The following is a 20,250-nucleotide window of genomic DNA, read 5'->3' as shown; positions in this document are numbered from 1 at the left end:
GAGCATCACTTCATCGCAGGCGTTCGGTAATTCGCGATTTGGGAGTGAAACTGACGCCGCTTGAGCGCGGTCAGCATGATCACGATTACGCAACACAGTGCATTGAGCCCATTGGTCCATGCCATGGTGGCATCACCCAAATTGGAAACGGAATAGACGGCCGTTGATGCATTTGCGGCCAACCAGAGAATCCAGGTTGAATAGGAAATCGCGGTGGCACCATTGGTGTCGCGCGCGATCTTGTGAATTTGCGGCAGATACGAAACCAGTCGGAGCACGTTGCAGATCGTGAACGAGTAGTAGGCGACATCACCGAGGATCATTGGCGTCTTCCAGTCCCGATGATCCAAACGATGTCTGTCGTGAGACACCGGGAGGCTCATCGGGTAAGAGAATTGCTGGGCATGGTGGATGAGTTTCCGATCATCCCCAAACCTCCCCGTGTGCAGACTTGCGCAGCGCCTCCGGGCAATTCTGCGCAAAGCATGACATCGCTCACACGGACCATGCCGCAGGGGGTTGGCGGGATAGTCCGGACCGGTTACGGCACGATTTCAGCGCGGACCGAAGATGTTACAGCAGTAGTGCTGCTGGTGTGGTTCGTTGCGGCGTAGCTTGGCGCCTCGGTGTCGCCCAAAAGCACAAATTCAAAGAGCGCGTTATGACTCGCCTATCTCGACGGCAGGTCAGAAGCCGACGTTATTGTGAAAGCGGACTTCGGCGGCCGGAGGCCCAGGTTGGCTGCGGGCCAACAGCCGACGTCGGGTCGGTCTAGCCGTGTCGGGGCGAGTCGAATAAGCTGGTCGTCGATCCTTGATGGGCGCAAGGGCGGACGGGCACTTCAACCGGGACATGACATGGCAAATCGGTTCATGACGGCGCAATCCACCGTAGAGGCGCGGCATTGGGGGAAGCCCGCCATTGTGACGCTCGCCGCGATGGCTGCACTGGCGGCGCTGACCGGCGACGCCGCGGCGAGACAGGCGCGCCCCGCGCCGCCCACCGAGGCGACGGCGCCGCGCGAAGCAGGCGAGCCGATCATGGCGATTGTGTCGATCAAGACCCAGCAGGTCACTTTTTACGACTCCGAGGGCTGGATCCTGCGCGCGCCGGTGTCGACCGGCACCAAGGGACGCGAGACGCCTGCCGGCATCTTCGCCGTCATCGAGAAGGACAAGGACCATCACTCGACCCTCTACGATGATGCCTGGATGCCGAACATGCAGCGCATCACCTGGAACGGCATCGCGCTGCACGGCGGGCCGCTGCCCGGGTATGCGGCCTCGCATGGCTGCGTGCGGATGCCCTACGACTTTGCGGAGAATTTGTTCGACAAGACGCGGATCGGTATGCGGGTGATCATCTCGCCGAACGACGCGGACCCGGTCGAGTTTTCCCATCCGGCGCTATTCGTGCCGAACGCGAAGGCCGTCGCGGCTGCTCCGGCGCGTGCCGAGGCGCTCGTCCGCGAGGCGGAGGAGGCCGCCAGGACAGCCGACGAAGCGAAGAAAGCCGCCGCGACAGCGGCGCGCGAGGCAGCATCGCTCACGGCGTCGCTGCGCAAGCTGGAAGGGCTCAAGGCGCGCGCCGACGCCGAGCTCGCATCCGCCGACAAGAAGCTCGCCGCCGCAAACACGGACCAGGCCAAGGCGCAGGCCAGTGAGCAGAGGGAGAAGGCCGCCAATAAGGCCGCGGAAGCGGGGACACAGCTCGACACCGCCAAGGCCGACGCGAAGTCGAAGCTTGCTGCTGCCGCCGCCGCAAAGGACGCCATCAAAGCGGCTCAGACCAGGAAGGCCGACACCGCCAAGGCGGCGAGCGAGGCGAAGCTGGCGCTCGAGCCGGTCTCCGTCTACGTCAGCCGCGCGACGCAGAAGCTTTACGTGCGGCGCAACACTCACAAGCAGTGGCCGGACGGAGGCGAGGTGTTCGATGCGACCATTGAGGTTCCGGTTACGATCCGCGATCCCGACAAGCGGATCGGCACGCATGTGTTCACGGCGATGGCGCGCAACGACGCGGGCCTGCGCTGGACCGCGGTCACGATCGAAAACGGCGACGACGCCAAGAATGCGCTCGACCGCATCGCCATCCCGCAGGATGTGCTCGATCGGATTGCGCCGACTGCATTGCCGCGATCCTCGATCATCGTCTCGGACGAGCCGCTGAGCCGCGAGACCAACTATCGCACCGAGTTCGTCGCGGTGCTGAACGACCAGCCCCAGGGCGGCTTCAAAATGCGCCGGCCTACAGTCGTCGATGTCCCGGTTGCCAGCGGCAACGACTGGGGCAACAACGGCTTCGGCTTCTTTTTTCAGCCCAATTGGAACTCCCAACCCGGCAATCCGCGTCCGCGCGCCGGCCAAAACTATCAACCGATGCAACCGCGCTGGTGGTAAGACGCGGCCCGCCGCGGCAGGCCGCTTGATCGCTCAGCGCTCGAAAACGTCATGATTGCTCAGCTCCATGCTCCGGGGAGGAACGTGTGACGCTGCCAGTCGGCGTGGCAAAGCCTTGCATCGTTCTGATCCGCTTCTCGAGCCACCATCCATACTCCGGGGTCCAGTCCTCGAAGCGGCTGTTGATGCCGAGATCGTGAGACCAGTGATGGGCGATGTTGGGATTGTACTGCGACTGTCGGCCGACCGCGATGAGATCGGCCTGACCGCTCTCAAGGATGACTTCTGCCTGTTGCGCCTCGAGAATGAGGCCGACGGCCATCGTGGCGATGTTGGCTTCCTTTCGAACCCTCGCGGCGAACGGGACCTGAAACCCAAGGCTGCGCGTAACCTGCGCCGCCGTTGCGGCCCCTGCAATTCCTCCCGAAGAACAGTCGATCACGTCAACCCCGCGTGCCTTCAACTCGTGCGCAAGCGCCACCGTGTCATCCATGTTCCAGCCTTCCTTCGTGCCGTCGACGGATGAGACGCGCGCGAACAGTGGCATGGAAGCCGGCATTTCACGTCGCACGGCCTCGACGATCTCCAGCGGCAGGCGCATGCGTCCGGCACGGTCGCCGCCATATTCATCGTTGCGTGTATTGGACACCGGCGACAGAAAGGACGCGAGCAGATAGCCATGCGCCATGTGGATCTCAATCAGGTCGAAGCCGGCCTTCACCGCATTGCGCGCGGCGTTGGCCCAGGTCGCGGGCATCGCCCGGCACTCGGCTGTCGTCAGCTGCCGCGGCGCTAGCCAGCCTGCTGCTACTGGCTCGGCTGTCGGTCCCACCGGCTGCCAGACCTTTGCACCCGCCTTGATATTTTCCTCAGTCAGTGGCCCCATGCCCTGCATAGCGGTCTGCGAGGATGACTTCCGTCCGCCATGGGCGAGCTGGATGCCGATCGCCGTGTCCTGGCGCCGCATGAACTCGATCAATGGTTTGAAACTTTCGGCCTGGGCCTCATTCCAAATGCCAAGATCATTCTCATTGATGAGACCGACGTCCTCGACGGCGGTTGCCTCGACAAAGACCAGCCCGAAGCCGCCGAGCGCATAGCGGCCGAGATGTACAACGTGGAAAGTGCCGCAAGTGTTGCCGGGGTCGCAGCGGTAATGGACCATCGGTGGCACGACGAGCCGGTTCTTCAACGTGAGGGCCCGAATTGTCAGCGGCTGGAAAAGCCTCGGCCGCGCCGCACCGCAGCTACCAAATCCGTCAGTCACCGCAATACCTCCCGCCATGATTGTTTGGCCTATCAAAGCAGCTTACGGCCGCTTGCGGAAGTCTTGTGCAAACTGTCGAAGCCTCAATAGCGCAGCCACCGTGGACGGCAGGAACGCAAAAAGGCCTCGCCGAAGCGAGGCCTTCGTTGCTGGATTATAGTGGGTTGCTAATCATCCCAGCGGTGATGACGGATCACGACATCGCGGTCACCGTAGTAGCCGTGACGGTACCAGCCATGGTGCCAACCGCGGTCATGATCGTAGAAGCGTACGCGAGGGCCATCATAGCGGTCGCCATAATAGCCGCGGTCGCCGCCAACATAGACGCCAAAACCGGCCGCATTAGCGATGGTCGGGACACCGATTGCAAGCGTCGCTGCCGCTGCAAGAGCGTAAGTGAGCTTCTTCATCCGTTCCTCCTTTGCATCGTTCGTGCAGGGGACAACAGCTGCGGGCATCGGGTGTTGCAGGAACTGGGCAGGAACTTTATTGAACAGCTGTTCAGGTTTCGCATGCTTGTCAGCCGATTGGGGCTGGCGGTGTCACCAGATGTTCATTTCACGCCGATCTTCTTCGAGGTACTCGTCGAGTTGTTCCCGCGTGAGTGTCTTGCGGTGACGATAATCCTCAATGTTCGCAAAAATTGTCCCAACGATCAGCAGGGCAAACATTGCGCCGACATCCAGTAGTTCCCCGACCTGTACCACACGTTCAGGAATCGGCATGAATGCCTCCTGCTGTGCACTGTGAATTTTTGAGGACGGGCCTCTAGCGAGGCTCAGTACAAAAATGAACGGCCGAAGATAATATTGGTTGCGTACTTCGCTGGCGCGGCGATTTGATGACTGAAAGCGCACATCGATGTGCCCTTTCGAGCCCGTTCAGCGTCGCGAGCCGCACTACGAGCGGCCAGCCCTACCGAAGGCCAATCCGGACCACGGCCATTTCCGCGATCTTTCGCGGCTCGCTTATGCCTGTCGCGCGGACCTCGATAACCTTGCGAGCGACCATATCGCAAAACGGGTCGTTGCGATCAACCACGCCCAGCAAGTTTAGAGCCTGGTTGAAGGCCTTGTTCAAAAGTTCGATTTCTTCCGGCGCGCGCTTGTCTTTCAATACCCGATTGATTGGCATTGTCCCGCCCCTCAGCCGACGCAAACAAAACCAGACCCTTTCTTATAGCACCGGATTTTCGTTGAGGGCCGGAGAACCACGGAAGGAACACTGACCCTTCACGAACCTGTGTTGCGTTTCGTCACTTGGGCCGGCGTCAAAATAAGGATGGCCGCCGAGAGTGCCCGCCAGGCGCGCCCATAGACTGGGCCATATTTTTGTTGTGGCGTTCTGATAGCAAATTCACGTTCCCAGGCGCATAGTTGGGGTATGGCGACAATTGTTCATTGCAATTGCGGCGCCGAGTACAGACGCACCGAAGAGAAGTTCTTGGTGCCGCATACGGGTGACGCGATCTGCGCGGTCTGCGGAGCCGCGCTGGAGTCGTGGTCGGAATGCACCCACGTTCCCATATATGAACTTGTTGAAGGTCAAGACAGAAAGCCGGATCACTAGCGTGCCCATCCGCTCTCTCTTATTTCGGAAGGCATTCCACATTGTAGGCGATGATGATCTGAGTTGGGTCGGCCTTACCCAGGGTCTTCAAGTCTTCCAGACCGCTCCGTAACTTTGCGCCTGCGTCCTTTAGACTGCCTTCAAGGGTCGCTTTGGCCGTCCTGCATCTCTCTTCGTTCGAGAATTCCTGAAATACCACGGTGGGACGAAGCCTCCATTCCGCTTTGTCGTTTGTAGCGGCCGGACTGACTGAGTAGGAAAAGACGTACATGAGGACCCACATCGGGTTTCTCCACTCTTGGCGTGACGATAACGATGGCCTGCGGCCTTGCTCGCTCGCGAATGGCCTTGGCGGTCGCGAGATGTGGACACCTCCTATTCCGTGGACCTGAGCGCCGTCTTGCACGCAGATGACAGTTCGGCGATCTTCCCTTTGAGGCAAGCCGTGATGCGTTGCCCACCGGGACGCACTTCCTTGCAAAACTTCTCCGCCTCGCTTTTGCATTCACGTGCAATCTTCAGAGGGTCCGTCAATCGGTTCTTGGCAACGGCATTCTGACCAGCAAGCGAAATTGCAACGCACAACAAGAGGCCAAGCCAGTTGATCCTCTGTCTCGATGCTGAAAATGACAAAGCCTTGACCCCCTCGGCCGAAATCGACCAAGGAAATAGACATGAAATGTCGGGGCAGGACGATTGATTTAGATCAAGCTGCGGGAGGCCATATCTTCACCGCGCGGTCATTTTTTGTGGTGGCCATGGAGCCAATTCACTGTGCTGTACTGGCAGGGCGAATCCAATGCCGCCGTTGCTGATCTTGAACTGGGGTTACCTGAATAGCTTTGTTCCCGGGGCAAGCAACTCGAAGACAACAAAGGCGATTGATGCCCACCTGACGCCGGAAGAGATGGCAGAGCTCGACACCGTCAGCGCGCTGCGATGCAAATTGACGCACGCAGGCGGGGAAACCCGCCCAACATTTCCTTGCTTGGCGTGAGGCAGATCACACATTTGCTGACGATCGTTATTTACCATGCCGCCGTGCACTGCCGTTGATGACAGTGCCGGATTGGAAACCTATCGCGATGCGGGAGAAAGCGCATGGCAAATGGCACAGGGGAAGAGGAGTTCAAGAAGCAAACGCCCGGGGCATACAAATGGGCGGTCGGCGCCGGTGGATTGGTGGTTGCAGCAACCACGGCAGCCCTTGCATTCAAGCCTGAGACGGCCGGTTATTCTCTATCGGGTCTTGTATTGTTTATTTTGCTCATCTTCGTTGTGATCAGTCTCGAAATGGGTACAGAAAAGCTGGAGGGCTCCAGTCCTCTGGCAAAAAACGCACGGATACAAGTGACAGTGTTATCCTGGTTCGCGACTGTTGCTATCATCGTCGGGGCGAGCGCCATCATATCTTCGATCCTGCTGAGATGGCCACTGGATATGTCGCTTAACGAAGATACCAGGACGGACAGCTATCTCGCTTCAATTGAGCGGTACGATCTGCCAGGGACCTTTTTTGAGCGCGGTGGTCCTGGTTGGGAAGAAAAGTCGAAAAAAGACAAGTCCGTTCTACATAGTTTCTCTGAGGTCCTGTTCACTCCGGAGTTTCTGTTACTTTCGGACGCCGCAAGGGACAACATGAAGGTGCGTATCCCGACCCAAGGCGGGATGCTGGAATGGTCAAAAAATGAAAAGTTCAATCTGTGCGACACGGAGTATTGCTGGGGCGATGTTGCGCAGGGGACGATGATACGCGGTTCGTCTTTTAGCGGCATCTGGAAGCCGAAAGGTACGCAAAAAAGAGCGATCGAAATGGCGGCCGAGTAAGGCGGCGAAGATTGGGGGGCGATCTTGCGGGCGTGGCTCAGGTCGGCCCGGGTCACAAACCGTCTCGAGCAGCTAATGCCGATGCTCGAGCAGCCCTTCTGCTTCTTGGATTTCGGGAAGATCTTGCCGCCCCGCGCCGAATTCGGCGAGGACGGGAGCGAGCACCGCCGATACCGCCTCGGGTCGGACATTTGTGTTGTGCAAGCGCGCAAGTCCAAGTGCGCTGCGTAACTCGAACGTCCTCGTCTGTTGGTGTCGGGCGATTTCCAGCGCTCGGTTGAAGGCATCTTCGGCACCGGAAAGGTTCGGAGCGTCATGACGCAACAAGAGTTCTCCCTGGACGCGATGCAGTTCGGCATCGAGCCAATGCTGACCGGATTGCTGCGCCCATATGATCAATTCCCTCAAGATTTCCAACCCGGCCTCGAGTTGGCCCGCCTCCGCATCCGCCACGGCAACGTGCATCCCCCAGAACGGTTCACAGAGGTAGCAGTCATTCTCGTGCAGCAACGTCCAGCCCCGGCGCATTTCCGTGCGCCCAACCATTCGGTCGCCAGCGCGCCACTTTGCCAGGCCGTTCAGGTAAGTGCCCGCGGCCACATACAACGGCATCGTATGGTCGCGAGCCAGACCCAGGGCCAGGATTGTCTCCGTCTGCTCCAGCATGCCGCCGCATAGTCCGTCGAAAACGGCCCTGTGAACGAGCGCATTGGCTTGAGCCAGCGCCCGCTGTTCTCCTGAACCGCTCACCGCTTCCGCGGCGAGCCGACGCGCGCGATCGATCGCTCCAAGCGGCCAAAGCACCAGGGCAAGAAACCGCATGACGACGAACGGCAGGTCGAGCGCGGACGCCTTGAACGTCGCGGGATCCGGCTCGGCACCATAGATCGCGAGTGCCTGCTCAAGATGCATTCTCGCGTCCAGGTACTCGCCCCCGAACCAGCAGGTCACTCCACTCGTCCAGTGTGCGACAACGGCGGCCACCGGCGACTCCGGCCGCCGGTCGGCGACATCAATGATTGCATCCGCCAACTGCCGCATCGGCGCGATCTCGCCGTGAGTCAGGCATGCATTGAACAAGCCCGAATGGATCGGCGCGAGTTCAACCGGATCATTGATGCCAGACGCGAACTGTCGGGCGCGCGTCCATGCGGCCACTGTCTCGGGAGCGCTGTGCCCGAGGCTGCCCCGCAACGCGCGGCCATATGCGATTTGAAGATGGAGCCGGCTCATCACCCGGTCGGGCGCATCAGGCAGTTCATCGGCAATGGCAACCGCCTTGCCGAGATGTGCGATCGCCTCGGAATAGGCCGAGCGTTTCAACGCCTGCTGGCCCGCCTTGCGCCACCACTCAAGGGCGACCCCGCCCAACCCCGCTTGAGTGAAGTGGAATGCCACGACTTCCGGCTCGGTCTCGGCCATGCTCGGAAACTGATCGCGAAGCACATCGCCGATGTGCTTGTGCAGCAGTTGGCGGCGGCTCTTGAGCAAGCTCTCGTACGCCGCTTCCTGAACGAGCGCATGCTTGAAGCTATAGCTCGCTTCGGGCGGCGTCCCGCGGCGCAACAGCAGTTCGGCCTGTTCGAGCTGTGCCAGCGCGGCGTTCAGCGTCAGTTCATCCCGCCCCGCCACACATCGCAGCAGCGTGTATGAGAAGTCGCGGCCAATGGCTGCGCCGATCTGGGCAACCTCCTTGACCGGCGCCAGCCGGTCAAGCCGCGCCATAAGCGAGTCCTGCAGCGTCTCGGGAATGGCGAGCGGCGGCAGCGGATTATCGAGGCGATAGCGCCCGGCCGATTCCACGAGCAGTCCGGACTCCATCACCATCTTGGTCAATTCCTCAACGAAGAGCGGGATGCCATCCGTCTTGTTGATGATCTGCGTCATCATTTCGCGCGGCACCTGTCGACCGATAGCCACCTCCTCGACCAGTGCCCGCGTGTCCTGCCGGTCAAGCCGCTCGAGCTGCAGCAGGCTGACATTGGCAAGGCCCGCCCAGGGCGGCTCGAATTCGGGCCGGAATGTCATGAGCACGAGGATTGGCAGTCCCCGGATCCGATCGACCGCGAGGTCGAACAGCTCGAGCGTCGTGGCATCGGCCCAATGCATATCCTCGCAGACGATCAGCAACGGTTGGTGCCGTGCCAGGCCCTCGAGCTGGTCGAGCAGTGCAGCGAATGTCTGTCGCCGCTGCTGCGCTGGAGTGAGGCCGAGCGGCGGATAGCGCTCGCCGGTTGTGATCGAAAGAAGCGCGGCAATCAGCGGCGTCACGCTGGCCACCTGCTGCGTTCCGAGCGCCAGCATTGCCTCGAGCTTGTCGAGCGTTTGCCCGGGCGTGTCCTGTGATGTGATGCCGGCGGCCCGCTCGAGCTGAGCGATGAAGGGATGAAGCGCGCTGTTCGTATGGTAAGGCGAGCACTGATAGCGCACCCGGCGATGCGACCCCAGCTCAAGGCTCTCGGCCAGCGTTGCCACAAGGCGCGATTTGCCGATTCCGGCCTCACCGGAAATCAACACCACTTGACCCTGGCCCTGCCACGCCAGCTGCTGGCGCGAGAGCACGAATTCGATTTCTGCCTTGCGGCCGACAAAGCCGATCGAGCGCGCCGTGCGCACCGCCTCGAAGCGGCTCTCCGATGCGGCTGCACCTTCGACCGCCCAGACCGCGATGGGATTGGAGATACCCTTGACCTTGCGGTCGCCGAGATTGCGAAAAGTGAACAAGTCGCCGAGCAGCTGGCGCGTCGAAGCAGACACCACGACCACGCCGGGCTCCGCCAGGCTCTGGAGCCGGGCAGCGACATTCGGCGTATCGCCGACCATCCCCTGTTCCTCCGACGCGCCTCCGCTGATGAGGTCGCCGACCACCACAAGCCCGGTGGCGATTGCGATCCGCACTTCGACCCGTTCTTCCGCGCGGGTTTCGAGCTTTCCCATTGCGGCGATGATATCGAGGCCCGCACGCACTGCGCGCTCCGCGTCGTCCTCGTGTGCGCGGGGATAGCCGAAATAGGCGAGGATTCCGTCGCCGACGAACCTGGCGATCATGCCGTCATAGGCGGCAATGACCCTCGCGCAGGCGGCGCGGTAGGCTCTGATCACCTCCCACATGTCCTCGGGATCGAGGCGCGCCGAGAGCGCGGTCGAGCCGACCAGGTCGCAGAACATCACGGTGAGGTGGCGTCTCTCGGCGTCGTGGCGACGCGCCGACTCGGCGATCAGCTCGGCTTGATCGAGTTCGGCGATCGCACGAAGCATTTTACGGCGATGGCCGAGCACGACTCCAAGCTTGTCGAAGTCCTCATCCTTCAGGTCGGGCAGGATGCCAATATCGATCCCGTTCTCGGCAAAACGCTTCGCGTATTGCCCAAGCCCAAGCTTCTCGAGCCAGTCCGCAATCTGCTGCATTGGCACCACCCACCCTCTGGTTGGCGGCTAGCCGAACTGAATTACCATGCTCCGACCACGATCAGACCGATAATGACCGGCGTCGTCCCCAAGTGGGGAGGAGGCCGGGCAGCAGGCTCAATCATCTGTTAGTACGTCTCGGCCCATCGGCTAAAGGTTCATAAAGGGCAGGCGGGCTGAATGGGTGACCCTCAAGCGGCTATACGCAGCGTTGCCGCGACCTGTCGAGAATTGGAGGGGACCTCCAGCTCCAAGTCTGTCCGAAACTGCGCTCTCGTCGACCGTCGCCTGGTATTTCGAGGGTGATCGCTGGCCCTTCAGGTGATCTGTGACGTGCTTAAGCGTTCTTCGGCTCAGGGTCACTAGCCGATCTTCGCATGATCAGTTGCCGCTTCAGCGCAGATCCAGTCCTTGAACGCCGCGATTCCTGGGTCGCCGTCGGCGCCGGGCCGATGGACAACATAGTAGGCAAGCTCACAGTTTATTGCTTCGCCGAAAGGACGAACAAGGCGGCCCGCCTCCATATCCAGGGCTACCAGTGTTGTCCTGCCCAGGGCAACGCCACTTCCATTCATCGCCGCTTGGTAGGCTGCCGCTGAATCGTTGATTTGCAGCCCACGGTCGCAGTTCATCTCCGGATAGCCTGCTGCTTGCAGCCAGCTCCGCCATGTCGGGAATTCATTTTCAAACGTCATCGAACGATCATGGATAAGCGTGTGATGCTTCAGATCTTCGGGGCCTCGCAGCGGGTGTGGCCCGTCGAGCAATGCTGGACTACAGACTGGAAAAAATGCGTCGTGCAACAGGAAGGTCGATTTGAGGCCGGGCCAGCGACCACCACCGTATCGAATGCCGAGATCGATTCTCTCCGCCGCAAAATCAACGAGCCGGCCGCTGGTATCGATGCGCAGGTCATACAGGGGATGATTGGCCGCAAAACGCTCGACGCGTGGCAGTAACCACTTGTCGGCAAAGGCTGGCGGAACGGTCATATTGATCGTGATTATCCCGCGCGATGCTTTCAAACGTTCAAAGGCCGCGGTCAGGTGATCGAATCCGGCTTGAAGCTCGGGTAGGGCGGCTTGCGCGGCTTCGGTCAAGACAAGTCGTGCGGGACCTGCCTGCGAGCGATGAAAAAGTTCGACTCCGACAACCGCTTCGAGGGTCCGCACGAGGCTTCCGACCGCCGCTGGCGTCACGTTGAGTTCGTCTGCTGCCGCAACGTAGCTGAGATGCCGGGCAGCCGCCTCGAACGCGCGGAGTGCGTTTAAGTGGTTGGGAGCCCTCATGAAGTTTCCGAACAAGTTTTTCTGTGTCGCTCGCACAGATCATCTCTGTTGCGGCAGCGAGGGTCAACGATCATGTTGCTGACAACGGAACGCGCGCTCCGGTCACAAACCCCAAACCTTTGGACCAGGAGAGAACCATGAAACTATCGAACAAGATCGCCCTTATTACCGGCGGAACCTCCGGCATCGGGCTCGAAGCGGCAAGGTTGTTTCGGGACGAAGGAGCCACCGTGATCATCGTCGGGCAGAATCCTGCCCGGTTGCAGTCGGCGGCAAGTCAACTCGGGGACGGCGTTACCGTGTTGCGCGGCGACGTGAGCAAGTCCGCGGAGATTGAAGATATCGTTCGCCAGATTGGCGAGAAGTTCGGCCGTGTCGACGTGCTGTTCGCGAACGCCGGCATGGGCATAGCGGCCCCATTGGAATCTGTCACGGAAGATCAGGTCGACACGCAATTCAACGTGAACTTCAAGGGCGTCTTCTTCACCGTTCAGAAGGTCGCTCCACTGCTGGCCAAAGGTGGAAGCGTTGTCATGACGACATCATTCCTGAACGAAGTAGGTTCACCCGGCCTGTCCATCTTGTCCGCCACGAAAGCAGCGGTGCGTTCGCTGGTGCGGTCGTTGGGAGCGGAGCTCGCGCCACGTGGCATTCGCGTGAATGCCATAAGCCCGGGTCCGATCAGCACTCCGTTTCATGGCAAGCTCGGGCTTTCCGAAAAGCAACTCAATGAAGCGGCCGCGACAATCGAGGATCAGATCCCGCTGCATCGTTTCGGCGAAGCAGAGGAAGTCGCCAAGGCGGCCTTGTTCCTGGCCAGCGAAGAGTCCTCCTTCATGACCGGATCGGAACTGGTCGTCGATGGTGGCATATCGCAGCTTTGACATGCTCGATGCAAAAAGTCGGCGGCCGAGAAATCGGCTGCCGACTTTGTGCATGCCCGAGAGCTGATATTTTGTCTATCGCAACCACCGGAGCTTACGAGTGCAGCGGCGGAAGCGCACTCCGCAGTATCGAACTCGAAATCCCCATCAGTCCCGTGAAGGGGTCATCCAGCTCCAAAACCAGAAAGATCGCGCCGGCAAACGACAGCGCGCACACAAATAGTGCGATGGTGACGACCACATTCGCCCGCACAAACAGGGTGGCGCTCACAAAGATCGCGCTCAGCCAAAATACCATGATGATCAGAAAAGGCGTCGGAATTGACCTGCCGGCCTGCGTAAACAACCGCAGTCGCATCTGCGCGCCTTCCGTGAAAGCCGCGATAGCACGAGCCTGCAGGGAACGTTGCATATCGTTGTTCGGCGATAGCCGTTCGAGTTCATCGTAGAATGCCCACGCCTCCACGCTGGACTCGAAGCGCGCGGGTTTCCCGGTTGAGTTCACTTGCTCGTGCCAAATGCGATCAGCCATCGGTGGTATGCTCTCCCGCAGGAGCTTTCGGACAGCGGTTGCTTCCGTTCCATATTGCGTAGTCAGATCGTCCAGAAGGATGATCGTTGCGGTCAGCTGCCTGACCTGGCTTGCTTTCTGGTCGAACGTGGTTTTTGCGGATGCGATCAACAGGCCCAGCACGAGTGCGGTCAGTGTACCAATCAGGCCCGCGGTCAGTTTTACGACATCCTTGGAGTCCGACTGCAAGTGATGTTCGGATAGCAACGGCCGAACGGCCATCCCAGCCAGGGCGCCGCCAAATATCAGCGCGAACACAAGCAACGAAATCAATAGATTCATCATATTTGCGGATGCCCCCATGTCGACGAACATGCCGATCCTAGCTCCGATTGTGCGGGCCTGTCCAAAGACCCGTTCATGAGACCAGGCGAATGAGCGTGTGAATCGGCGCGTCTCAGCGCGAATCAGGGGCGGCTCGCGATCGTCACGAGCATTGTGGCGAGATGCGGTGGGCGAGGGTGTCACGACTGACGAGCGTGGCGCTCGCGGAGCGTCGAAGTCAAATAGAGTAGGCCCCCCCGTCTCAGGGCGGGCCCCATTAGGTCCTGGTTTCAGCTGGGGCGCTAAATGGCGATGCCTGGCGACGCCACTGCTGCTTCACGAACTCTCATCAACCGCGATCGACAGGCGGCCCGAAAAGCCAGTCTACGTTCCATTGCAATGGAGCGGAACGAAGTCGGCATGTCGGTTGCGCGTGGGCAAGGTTCACCTTGCTCGGTTGGGCGGTTGCGAGTGTCGTTTCCATCGCAAGATCGAATGGGGTTGGAATAGAAGCAGCGATGCCGGCTCGAATGGGCTCGCCCAGGGATATCGCCGCAATCGTGATTGTCGCTACAGATACTAGGATTATGAGCACATCTGTCATGATGCGCATCGGAAAGTCCTTCGTCATGGCTTGAGCCCTCACGGCCGATAAAAAGCGCATGCTCACAATTGAGTTCGTATGCAAATGGCATGTAAACGGGAGTTCACCGCACGGAGCGGATCATACATTAGTAGTATGACAGCGACCAACTATGTAGCAGTGATCCAGACCTAAGAAGCCAATTCGTTCAGCCTCTTGTTGGCGGAAACGGATGCGGCCACCGGATCGCGCTTGCGGATTTCGGCTTGGCTCGGAAAGCGGCGCAAGACCTGACGTGCCAGCGGCAACGCAATGGGCCATAAGCTGGCATCATCGGGCATTGGTTTTAGTCGAGCGCAAACCAGACTTTCCCGACCACGGCGGAACGACACCAAGACGATGTCAAGCCCTCGGGATTGGTCACGGGGTCAATGCGTCCTCCGGGTCGGGCGCCTGGATCGCCTGTAAATACGAAGCAGTTCTCCCTTGAAAGACTCGTGTCGTAGTAGCGGAGGTCGAAGTTGAAGTGATTGCGTTTGAATGTGACACCGGCGTTGAAGGTCGCATAGGCGGGGAGAGCAAATCCGCCTAGAGCTGCTGACTGATTTCCGAACCAGAGATAACCTGCGCTTGTCGTGAAGGACGCTGTCACGTCGGGCAACAGGCCTAGCTTTGGAAGCTCGATGCCGATCCCGGCTGCGGCGTATTTGCTCCAGGCTCCCGTGTTCGAGACATTGGGCGAGTACGCAAAGCCTGCCGCGACGCGCACCGTGTCCGTAAGTTTTCTGTCTACACGGCCCACGAACTCAAAATAGTCGGTATCAATGCCGCCTACTTCACCGGGATACAAGAAGTAGGTTACGCCAATATCGAAATCGAAACCGGACAAGCTAGGTCGAAAACCACTGGTGAATGACAGTTCGGCCGCCGGTTCGCTCGGTAATTTCACGCTCGTGACGGTCGAACCGGCATAGAACGAGCCGAACCTTGCTTCGAATGCCGCGCCAACAGCGGGTTGGTGGGCCGAAAGCGTAACTCCCCGATAGATGTAATCTGATGCCATGCCGGCCGCGAATGTATAAGCGAACCTTTGCTCGGTCGTGTCGTCCGCTGCCACGCCTTGCGTTCGCTCCGTTGCCAATCCGCGACGCGCACCAAGCGAGACCGAACTTCCGGCCTGGTCGTTAGAGGTTTGCGCGAGGACTTCGTGTGGTGCCAGAAGCACAAACCACATTGCAGCAACGCAGGCGGCAGCTTTGAGCCGATCCCCGGGCGTCAGCATTGGACGTTGCGCGTTGCGGAGAACTGATGGTTGGCGTATACTTCGTTCGGTTAGCGTCATGCGTTGTAAGTCCAAAGATCGCGCTAGGCCAATGGGCTGGCGGAGGGACTGTATCTCTGACCAAATGTCGGGCGCCAGCTTGGCTCAGGTTCGGTAAAGCACAAGCGGATAAATAACCGGGCGGTCTCCACTTCGATGGAGCGTCGCCACGAATTCGATGCATATTCTGGTGGTTGCGAGCATAGCACTAGCTGTGCCGCCTGTTTTGCGCGCGCAGGCGGCCGGATCAACGGTCTCCAGGCCAATCATGTCTTTGCAACGACCTACAGCAGTGCCGGGATGCTGAATGCAAGGGGGAATTCAAATTCGGGAGGAACTCAATGTCCGACACACACATTCAACCCAGCCGAGGGTCTCCATTCCTCGGGCTCGCGTTGCGCGAACTCGCAGAAAATTGGTGGCTGCTGCTGCTGCGAGGCGTCGCTGCGATCGCCTTCGGAGTTCTGGCCTTTATTTGGCCAGGCCTCACCCTGCTGACACTGATTTTCATGTGGGGCATCTACGCGATCGCGGACGGAGTCTTGGCCCTGTGGGCAGCGATTGCCAGCAGAGGCGGCGAGATCGCACCGCGATGGTGGCTTGCCGTCGTCGGCATCGCGGGCATTCTCGCCGGTCTACTGGCTTTCGTTTGGCCAGGCATGACCGCGCTCGTTTTGCTCATGTTCATCGCCAGTTGGGCGATTGTCATCGGTGCGCTGCAGATCTGGGGCGCGATCCGGCTTCGCAAGGAAATCGAGGGCGAGTGGCTGCTCGGTCTGAGTGGCCTGCTGTCGATTGCCTTTGGCGTTGTTCTGTTTGCTCAACCCGGCGCGGGCGCGCTGGCAGTTCTCTGGCTGATCGGTTCGTTCGCGATCCTCGCGGGTTGCGTCTACATCGCGCTTGCGTTCCAGCTGAAGAAGTACAAGCGCCCGGCCTGAGCCGAGGTGTTGGTGGAGACCCGTTGTCCACTTCGCTCGAAAACGCTCCAAGCTCGGTCCGCTTGGTCAGCTCAGTCCGGCGTAATGCCGGCATCCTTGACTATCTTGGCCCAACGCAAGCGGTCTTTTTCGATCAGCTCTGACAATTGCTCTGGTGTTCCCCCTCGCGCAGTCAGCCCTTGCTTCTCCAGAACGGCCTGAACGTTCGGCTGCGCGAGTATCTCGTTGAACGCTGCATTGTAGCGATCGATGATGGCCTTGGAAGTGCCAGCCGGAGCCAGGGCCGCAAACCATAAATCCACGTCGAAATCCGTCATCCCCAATTCAACCGTGGTCGGCACCTGAGGCGCCTGCCGCGCCCGAACTTTGCTGCCGACGGCGAGGATGCGGATTTGTTGCTGCTCAGCGAGCGGGAGAGCGGTGTGGATCGGGAGGAACATGGCCGCGACATGCCCTCCCAACACGTCATTCACCGCACCGGCGGAGCCTGAGTATGGAATGTGAGTTAGATTGATCTGTGCCGTGAGTTTAAAAAGCTCCATGGCGAGATGTTGCGGTGTTCCTCTGCCCGGGGACGCATAGTTGATCTCGCCCGGCTTGCTGCGAGCCAATGCGATCAGCTCCTGCACGCTGTTGACATTAAGCGAAGGGTGCACCACGAGGCCAAGAGCCCCCGTAGCGATCTCTATGATCGGCAAGAAGCTTTTCGCTGGATCGTATGGGATCGAGCGATAGAGACTCGCATTCATAACGAACGTGTTGACGGTTACCAGCAGGGTTTGGCCATCCGGATCGGCGCGCGCGGCCGCCTGCGTGCCGATGTTTCCGCTTGCCCCAGGCTTATTCTCGGTAATCACCGGCTCGTTCCAGCGCTGCCGCAATTCATCTCCGAGGATACGCGCGAGCAAATCAGGCCCGGTGCCCGCCGTGAATGGCACTATGAACCGAATGATCTGCCGCGATCCGCCCTGCGCCCAGCCTCGTCCGACCGGCGCGCAGGCCGTGGCCAGGATGGCGAGGGTCAGGCGCCGCGAAAGCATCCCGCTTGTCGGCATAGTCGCTCTCTCACACCAGTTCGACTGTTAAGGGGTTATAGCTGTAGAGCCATTCGTTTCGAGCCTTACCCTCGTCACGGTTGGCGAATGCCTGGCGCAGTTTTTCCTGGTCGCTCATGTGGAATAGCGTTCGATTTGCACCGGAGCCGTTGACGATCCTTGATGTCCGCTCGATCCGGTTGCGTTCGTAAAGCTGAAGCGCGGCCGCCGTGTCGTCGGTCAGTTTGAGCGCGCGTGTCAGCACAGCGCCATCCTCGATGGCCATCGCGGCGCCCTGCGCAAGATACGGCAAGGTCGCGTGGACCGCGTCGCCCAACATCGTGACATGCCGGGTGCTCCACTTTGCGATAGGCGGACGATAAAACAATGACCAGCGATAGCAGGAATTCCGATCGGCTCTGTCGATGATCTCCTGAATATCGCTGTGCCAACCCTCGAAATCGGCTTTCAAACGTTCCCATGGATATTTCGCCGTCCAGGACTCCTCCGACACTTCATCAGTTTCCACGAGGCCGACGAAATTCAATAGAGAGCCGCCGCGAAGATAGTAACAAACCGCATGCCGGCCCGGCCCCATCCAGACTGACATGACCGGGTCCATGAAATTCGCAGGCAGGCGGGCGGCGGGAACAACCAGCCTCCATGCGGCATCCCCCGTATAGGAAGCACCGGTTGCGCCAACGATCTGAGCGCGAATGGCGGATTTGACACCGTCGGCGCCAATCAGAATGTCGGCGTCCACGCGTGAGCCATCGGACAACATCAATTGAACGCGGCCTTCCGACTCTTCAAATCCGTCGACGCGGCAGTTCAATCGAATCGCTTTCGGTCCCAGGCTCTTGACCTTGGCGACGAGCACTTGATGCAGATCGGCCCGATGCAATTGATTGTAGGGCGCTCCGTTCAGTGCCGCATGCTCTTCAGCGAGTGGAAATTGACCGACTGTTTCTCCAGTATCATGCAGACGAAAGACGTACGCACGGGGGCGTACCGAAAAGTTGGCGATGGCTTCGCCGAGCCCCAGATCATTCAGGACATGCATGGCGTTGGCGCTCAATTGAATGCCGGCGCCGATTTCCGACAATTCCGCCGCCTGCTCAAACAGCTCGACCTCATAGCCAGCCTTGAGAAGGCAGCAGGCCGCCGTAAGGCCTCCAATTCCAGCGCCGGCAATTGCAATTCTCTTCGGCATCGTCTCTGCCCATACCTTCAACAGTGGATAGTTTGAAGAAGCTGCACCAGGCGCCTTAAGAGATACCGCGCGCTTGCCGTAATTCCGCGCCGTGAGCGAGGTGCCCATTCAGCCAGGCTCGCCCATGCCTGTACAGTTCCTCGACCTCTGGCCCGGTCAAGCCTGGCATGTCGCGTTTCACGCGATAGCCGATTTCTTCCTGCGCGTAAGCGAGATGGCGATAGCCGACAGGAAATCCGTTCAGCTTTTCGGCGTCCAGCTCCAGTTTGGCCGACGGATCGATCGGATCGAGCCGATCCTTCTCATAGATCGGTTGCCGCAGAACAAGACCCCAGGTGCCGGCACGCCTTTCCAGAAAATCGTAGAAGCGTCCCGTGCAGACGACATCGCACATGACGCCATGCACGGCGGCGCGTTGCGAGATCGTCATCTTGGTTTGCGCAATGGCACGGTCGCCATCGAGATCGATCGAGGTGCCTCCGAGGAAATGGAGGATACTGACGCCTTTCTCCCAGCCCGCTTTGCTCACTCGAATGAAATCCGGCGCGGGGCCCTGGAACCAGGTCGCGCACATCCAGCCGTCTTCATGCCAAACCGTCTTGAACCGATCCCAATCGCCGGCATCGCGCCACACTGCCCAGTTCTCGACGAGGTCGCGAATCGTCAACCGATCGATCAGATTTGATTCAGTCATGTGCCGTAGCCTTCACGGTGTTCGCTGGACGTTGAATAGGGATTGCACTGCTTAGCTCACCTCGGCGTGCCGCAAAATTGCGCGCGACGGATTCGAAGGCCGGGGGAGGGGCTGTTGGAAACGCCGAAATGCCGCTCGCTGAAGGAGATGCCTTCAAACCCGAGCGCATCGAGCCGATTCCAAAAGGCGATTCCGTTGTCAAACACGGCCGTGGCCGGCGTGACCTCGCCGGCGACGGCCGGGGCCTGCCAGAACTCGAACATCCAGGGCTTGATCACGCGTTTCCTCGTCGCTGCAGCGGTGTTATTGGCGTCACGAGCGCGATCACCGCTGCAAGGGCGAGCATCATACCCTCCCTACAAGGCAACTCTCACAACCAACCTTTGGTAGCATCGTAAAAACGCCCGACGATGTCGTCAAGCTGCCTGACCAATTTCCTTCGAGGGTGTCGAACTTTGCGCGGCGACGATCGGACCATATAAGTAAGGATCACTTGTTTTAGGGAAAATATTCGACGAGCAAGGGAGCCCCCGAATGTACGCCAATATTCTCTTGAGCACGGATGGATCGGACGTCGCGAGAAAAGGCGTCGAGCATGGGATTGCCTTGGCAAAGGCCTTGAACGCCAAGGTGACAGTCATCACCGTAACGGAACCGCTGCCGGTCGACTATGGCAGCGGACACGCCTCGGGATGGATTCCCTCGCAGGAAGAGTTCGATCGCTTTGACGCAGCCTGCAAGGAACGTGCGGGCAAAGTGCTCGATGAAGCGCGAGCCATGGCGGAGGAGATCGGGATATCTGCAGAACTCTTGCATGTTCCGGATGCGCACCCAGCCACCGCGATTATTGAAACAGCAAAGTCCAGAGGCTGCGACTTGATCGTCATGGCCTCTCATGGGCGTCGCGGCTTCAGGAAGCTGTTGTTGGGGAGTCAAACATCTGAGGTCCTGGCGGACGGAAGCGTGCCGGTGATGGTCGTGCACTAGCG

At 59.7% G+C, this 20,250-nt stretch carries 20 protein-coding genes; 6 read left to right on the top strand and 14 right to left on the bottom strand.

What is annotated here, in order from left to right; translation table 11 throughout:
• Window positions 1-5: 5 nt before the first annotated feature.
• A complete protein-coding gene (locus K288_RS0143820) occupies window positions 6-323 on the bottom strand; it encodes a PQ-loop domain-containing transporter (protein ID WP_027584930.1) in 318 nt (105 codons plus the stop codon).
• Window positions 324-857: 534 nt separating this feature from the next.
• Between K288_RS0143820 and K288_RS0143815 the strand changes: the two genes are divergently transcribed.
• A complete protein-coding gene (locus K288_RS0143815) occupies window positions 858-2,399 on the top strand; it encodes a L,D-transpeptidase (RefSeq protein WP_027584929.1) in 1,542 nt (513 codons plus the stop codon).
• A 49-nt stretch (window positions 2,400-2,448) separates the two neighbouring features.
• Here K288_RS0143815 and K288_RS0143810 read toward each other — a convergent pair whose 3' ends face one another.
• The 4 genes from K288_RS0143810 to K288_RS0143800 form a co-directional block, all read right to left on the bottom strand.
• Window positions 2,449-3,666: an NADH:flavin oxidoreductase/NADH oxidase gene (locus K288_RS0143810; protein WP_027584928.1), complete on the bottom strand. Its 1,218-nt coding sequence runs from the start codon at window positions 3,664-3,666 to the stop codon at window positions 2,449-2,451.
• A 167-nt stretch (window positions 3,667-3,833) separates the two neighbouring features.
• On the bottom strand, window positions 3,834-4,076 hold the full coding sequence (locus K288_RS51990; protein WP_201449829.1) for a hypothetical protein: 243 nt from the start codon (window positions 4,074-4,076) through the stop codon (window positions 3,834-3,836).
• 132 nt (window positions 4,077-4,208) lie between these two features.
• Window positions 4,209-4,391, bottom strand: coding sequence for a hypothetical protein (locus K288_RS53410; protein WP_152535999.1), 183 nt, complete (start codon window positions 4,389-4,391; stop codon window positions 4,209-4,211).
• 190 nt (window positions 4,392-4,581) lie between these two features.
• Window positions 4,582-4,800, bottom strand: a complete 219-nt coding sequence (locus K288_RS0143800; RefSeq protein WP_051335082.1) for a hypothetical protein — start codon at window positions 4,798-4,800, stop codon at window positions 4,582-4,584.
• Between the two features lie 1,234 nt (window positions 4,801-6,034).
• On the opposite strand from K288_RS0143800, the gene K288_RS53400 reads away from it, so the two are divergent.
• Both K288_RS53400 and K288_RS0143790 read left to right on the top strand, forming a co-directional pair.
• Window positions 6,035-6,232, top strand: coding sequence for a hypothetical protein (locus tag K288_RS53400; RefSeq protein ID WP_152535998.1), 198 nt, complete (start codon window positions 6,035-6,037; stop codon window positions 6,230-6,232).
• 104 nt (window positions 6,233-6,336) lie between these two features.
• Entirely contained in the window at window positions 6,337-7,062 is a 726-nt protein-coding gene (locus K288_RS0143790; protein WP_027584924.1) for a hypothetical protein, read from the top strand.
• Window positions 7,063-7,134: 72 nt separating this feature from the next.
• Here K288_RS0143790 and K288_RS0143785 read toward each other — a convergent pair whose 3' ends face one another.
• Together K288_RS0143785 and gcvA are read right to left on the bottom strand one after the other, a co-directional pair.
• A complete protein-coding gene (locus tag K288_RS0143785; RefSeq protein ID WP_043162570.1) occupies window positions 7,135-10,470 on the bottom strand; it encodes an adenylate/guanylate cyclase domain-containing protein in 3,336 nt (1,111 codons plus the stop codon).
• Between the two features lie 362 nt (window positions 10,471-10,832).
• Complete coding sequence (gene gcvA / locus K288_RS0143780; protein ID WP_027584922.1) at window positions 10,833-11,759, bottom strand: transcriptional regulator GcvA; 927 nt, start codon at window positions 11,757-11,759, stop codon at window positions 10,833-10,835.
• 137 nt (window positions 11,760-11,896) lie between these two features.
• Here gcvA and K288_RS0143775 point away from each other — a divergent pair, with 137 nt between their 5' ends.
• Window positions 11,897-12,643 (top strand): SDR family oxidoreductase, encoded by a 747-nt coding sequence (locus K288_RS0143775; protein WP_027584921.1) that lies wholly within the window; start codon window positions 11,897-11,899, stop codon window positions 12,641-12,643.
• Between the two features lie 94 nt (window positions 12,644-12,737).
• On the opposite strand, the gene K288_RS0143770 is transcribed toward K288_RS0143775, so the two are convergent.
• From K288_RS0143770 to K288_RS0143755, 3 genes are all read right to left on the bottom strand, one after another.
• Window positions 12,738-13,529 carry a DUF4239 domain-containing protein gene (locus K288_RS0143770; protein WP_051335081.1) on the bottom strand — a complete coding sequence of 264 codons (792 nt, stop codon included), beginning with the start codon at window positions 13,527-13,529 and terminating at the stop codon, window positions 12,738-12,740.
• A gap of 723 nt (window positions 13,530-14,252) precedes the next feature.
• On the bottom strand, window positions 14,253-14,402 hold the full coding sequence (locus K288_RS53980; protein ID WP_160169100.1) for a hypothetical protein: 150 nt from the start codon (window positions 14,400-14,402) through the stop codon (window positions 14,253-14,255).
• A gap of 5 nt (window positions 14,403-14,407) precedes the next feature.
• A complete protein-coding gene (locus K288_RS0143755) occupies window positions 14,408-15,343 on the bottom strand; it encodes a TorF family putative porin (RefSeq protein ID WP_160169099.1) in 936 nt (311 codons plus the stop codon).
• 434 nt (window positions 15,344-15,777) lie between these two features.
• Here K288_RS0143755 and K288_RS0143750 point away from each other — a divergent pair, with 434 nt between their 5' ends.
• Window positions 15,778-16,320 carry an HdeD family acid-resistance protein gene (locus tag K288_RS0143750; RefSeq protein ID WP_244443503.1) on the top strand — a complete coding sequence of 181 codons (543 nt, stop codon included), beginning with the start codon at window positions 15,778-15,780 and terminating at the stop codon, window positions 16,318-16,320.
• 71 nt (window positions 16,321-16,391) lie between these two features.
• Here K288_RS0143750 and K288_RS0143745 read toward each other — a convergent pair whose 3' ends face one another.
• The 4 genes from K288_RS0143745 to K288_RS0143730 are packed head-to-tail and all read right to left on the bottom strand — an operon-like array spanning window position 16,392 to window position 19,539.
• Window positions 16,392-17,375: a tripartite tricarboxylate transporter substrate binding protein gene (locus tag K288_RS0143745; protein ID WP_027584916.1), complete on the bottom strand. Its 984-nt coding sequence runs from the start codon at window positions 17,373-17,375 to the stop codon at window positions 16,392-16,394.
• 10 nt (window positions 17,376-17,385) lie between these two features.
• Window positions 17,386-18,675, bottom strand: coding sequence for an FAD-dependent monooxygenase (locus tag K288_RS0143740; protein WP_084800152.1), 1,290 nt, complete (start codon window positions 18,673-18,675; stop codon window positions 17,386-17,388).
• Window positions 18,623-19,261: a nuclear transport factor 2 family protein gene (locus K288_RS49260; protein ID WP_051335079.1), complete on the bottom strand. Its 639-nt coding sequence runs from the start codon at window positions 19,259-19,261 to the stop codon at window positions 18,623-18,625. Before K288_RS49260 ends, K288_RS0143740 begins: the two co-directional genes overlap by 53 nt.
• A gap of 56 nt (window positions 19,262-19,317) precedes the next feature.
• Window positions 19,318-19,539 carry a hypothetical protein gene (locus K288_RS0143730; protein ID WP_027584914.1) on the bottom strand — a complete coding sequence of 74 codons (222 nt, stop codon included), beginning with the start codon at window positions 19,537-19,539 and terminating at the stop codon, window positions 19,318-19,320.
• A 256-nt stretch (window positions 19,540-19,795) separates the two neighbouring features.
• Between K288_RS0143730 and K288_RS0143725 the strand changes: the two genes are divergently transcribed.
• On the top strand, window positions 19,796-20,248 hold the full coding sequence (locus K288_RS0143725; protein ID WP_027584913.1) for a universal stress protein: 453 nt from the start codon (window positions 19,796-19,798) through the stop codon (window positions 20,246-20,248).
• The last annotated feature ends 2 nt before the right edge of the window (window positions 20,249-20,250 follow it).

Origin of the sequence: Bradyrhizobium sp. Ai1a-2, assembly GCF_000426245.1 — a bacterium.
Lineage (GTDB): Bacteria > Pseudomonadota > Alphaproteobacteria > Rhizobiales > Xanthobacteraceae > Bradyrhizobium.
Note: the sequence above shows the minus strand (reverse complement) of the source record. Positions and strands in the feature narration are given on the sequence as shown.

What these genes read in the sequence shown, in the direction of transcription:
- K288_RS0143820 (WP_027584930.1), bottom strand. Translation starts at nt 323, where the DNA reads ATGATCCTCGGTGATGTCGCCTACTACTCGTTCACGATCTGCAACGTG.
- K288_RS0143815 (WP_027584929.1), top strand. Translation starts at nt 858, where the DNA reads ATGGCAAATCGGTTCATGACGGCGCAATCCACCGTAGAGGCGCGGCAT.
- K288_RS51990 (WP_201449829.1), bottom strand. Translation starts at nt 4,076, where the DNA reads ATGAAGAAGCTCACTTACGCTCTTGCAGCGGCAGCGACGCTTGCAATC.
- K288_RS53410 (WP_152535999.1), bottom strand. Translation starts at nt 4,391, where the DNA reads ATGCCGATTCCTGAACGTGTGGTACAGGTCGGGGAACTACTGGATGTC.
- K288_RS0143800 (WP_051335082.1), bottom strand. Translation starts at nt 4,800, where the DNA reads ATGCCAATCAATCGGGTATTGAAAGACAAGCGCGCGCCGGAAGAAATC.
- K288_RS53400 (WP_152535998.1), top strand. Translation starts at nt 6,035, where the DNA reads ATGCCGCCGTTGCTGATCTTGAACTGGGGTTACCTGAATAGCTTTGTT.
- K288_RS0143790 (WP_027584924.1), top strand. Translation starts at nt 6,337, where the DNA reads ATGGCAAATGGCACAGGGGAAGAGGAGTTCAAGAAGCAAACGCCCGGG.
- K288_RS0143785 (WP_043162570.1), bottom strand. Translation starts at nt 10,470, where the DNA reads ATGCAGCAGATTGCGGACTGGCTCGAGAAGCTTGGGCTTGGGCAATAC.
- gcvA (WP_027584922.1), bottom strand. Translation starts at nt 11,759, where the DNA reads ATGAGGGCTCCCAACCACTTAAACGCACTCCGCGCGTTCGAGGCGGCT.
- K288_RS0143775 (WP_027584921.1), top strand. Translation starts at nt 11,897, where the DNA reads ATGAAACTATCGAACAAGATCGCCCTTATTACCGGCGGAACCTCCGGC.
- K288_RS0143770 (WP_051335081.1), bottom strand. Translation starts at nt 13,529, where the DNA reads ATGTTCGTCGACATGGGGGCATCCGCAAATATGATGAATCTATTGATT.
- K288_RS53980 (WP_160169100.1), bottom strand. Translation starts at nt 14,402, where the DNA reads ATGCCCGATGATGCCAGCTTATGGCCCATTGCGTTGCCGCTGGCACGT.
- K288_RS0143755 (WP_160169099.1), bottom strand. Translation starts at nt 15,343, where the DNA reads ATGCTGACGCCCGGGGATCGGCTCAAAGCTGCCGCCTGCGTTGCTGCA.
- K288_RS0143745 (WP_027584916.1), bottom strand. Translation starts at nt 17,375, where the DNA reads ATGCCGACAAGCGGGATGCTTTCGCGGCGCCTGACCCTCGCCATCCTG.
- K288_RS0143740 (WP_084800152.1), bottom strand. Translation starts at nt 18,675, where the DNA reads ATGGGCACCTCGCTCACGGCGCGGAATTACGGCAAGCGCGCGGTATCT.
- K288_RS49260 (WP_051335079.1), bottom strand. Translation starts at nt 19,261, where the DNA reads ATGACTGAATCAAATCTGATCGATCGGTTGACGATTCGCGACCTCGTC.
- K288_RS0143725 (WP_027584913.1), top strand. Translation starts at nt 19,796, where the DNA reads ATGTACGCCAATATTCTCTTGAGCACGGATGGATCGGACGTCGCGAGA.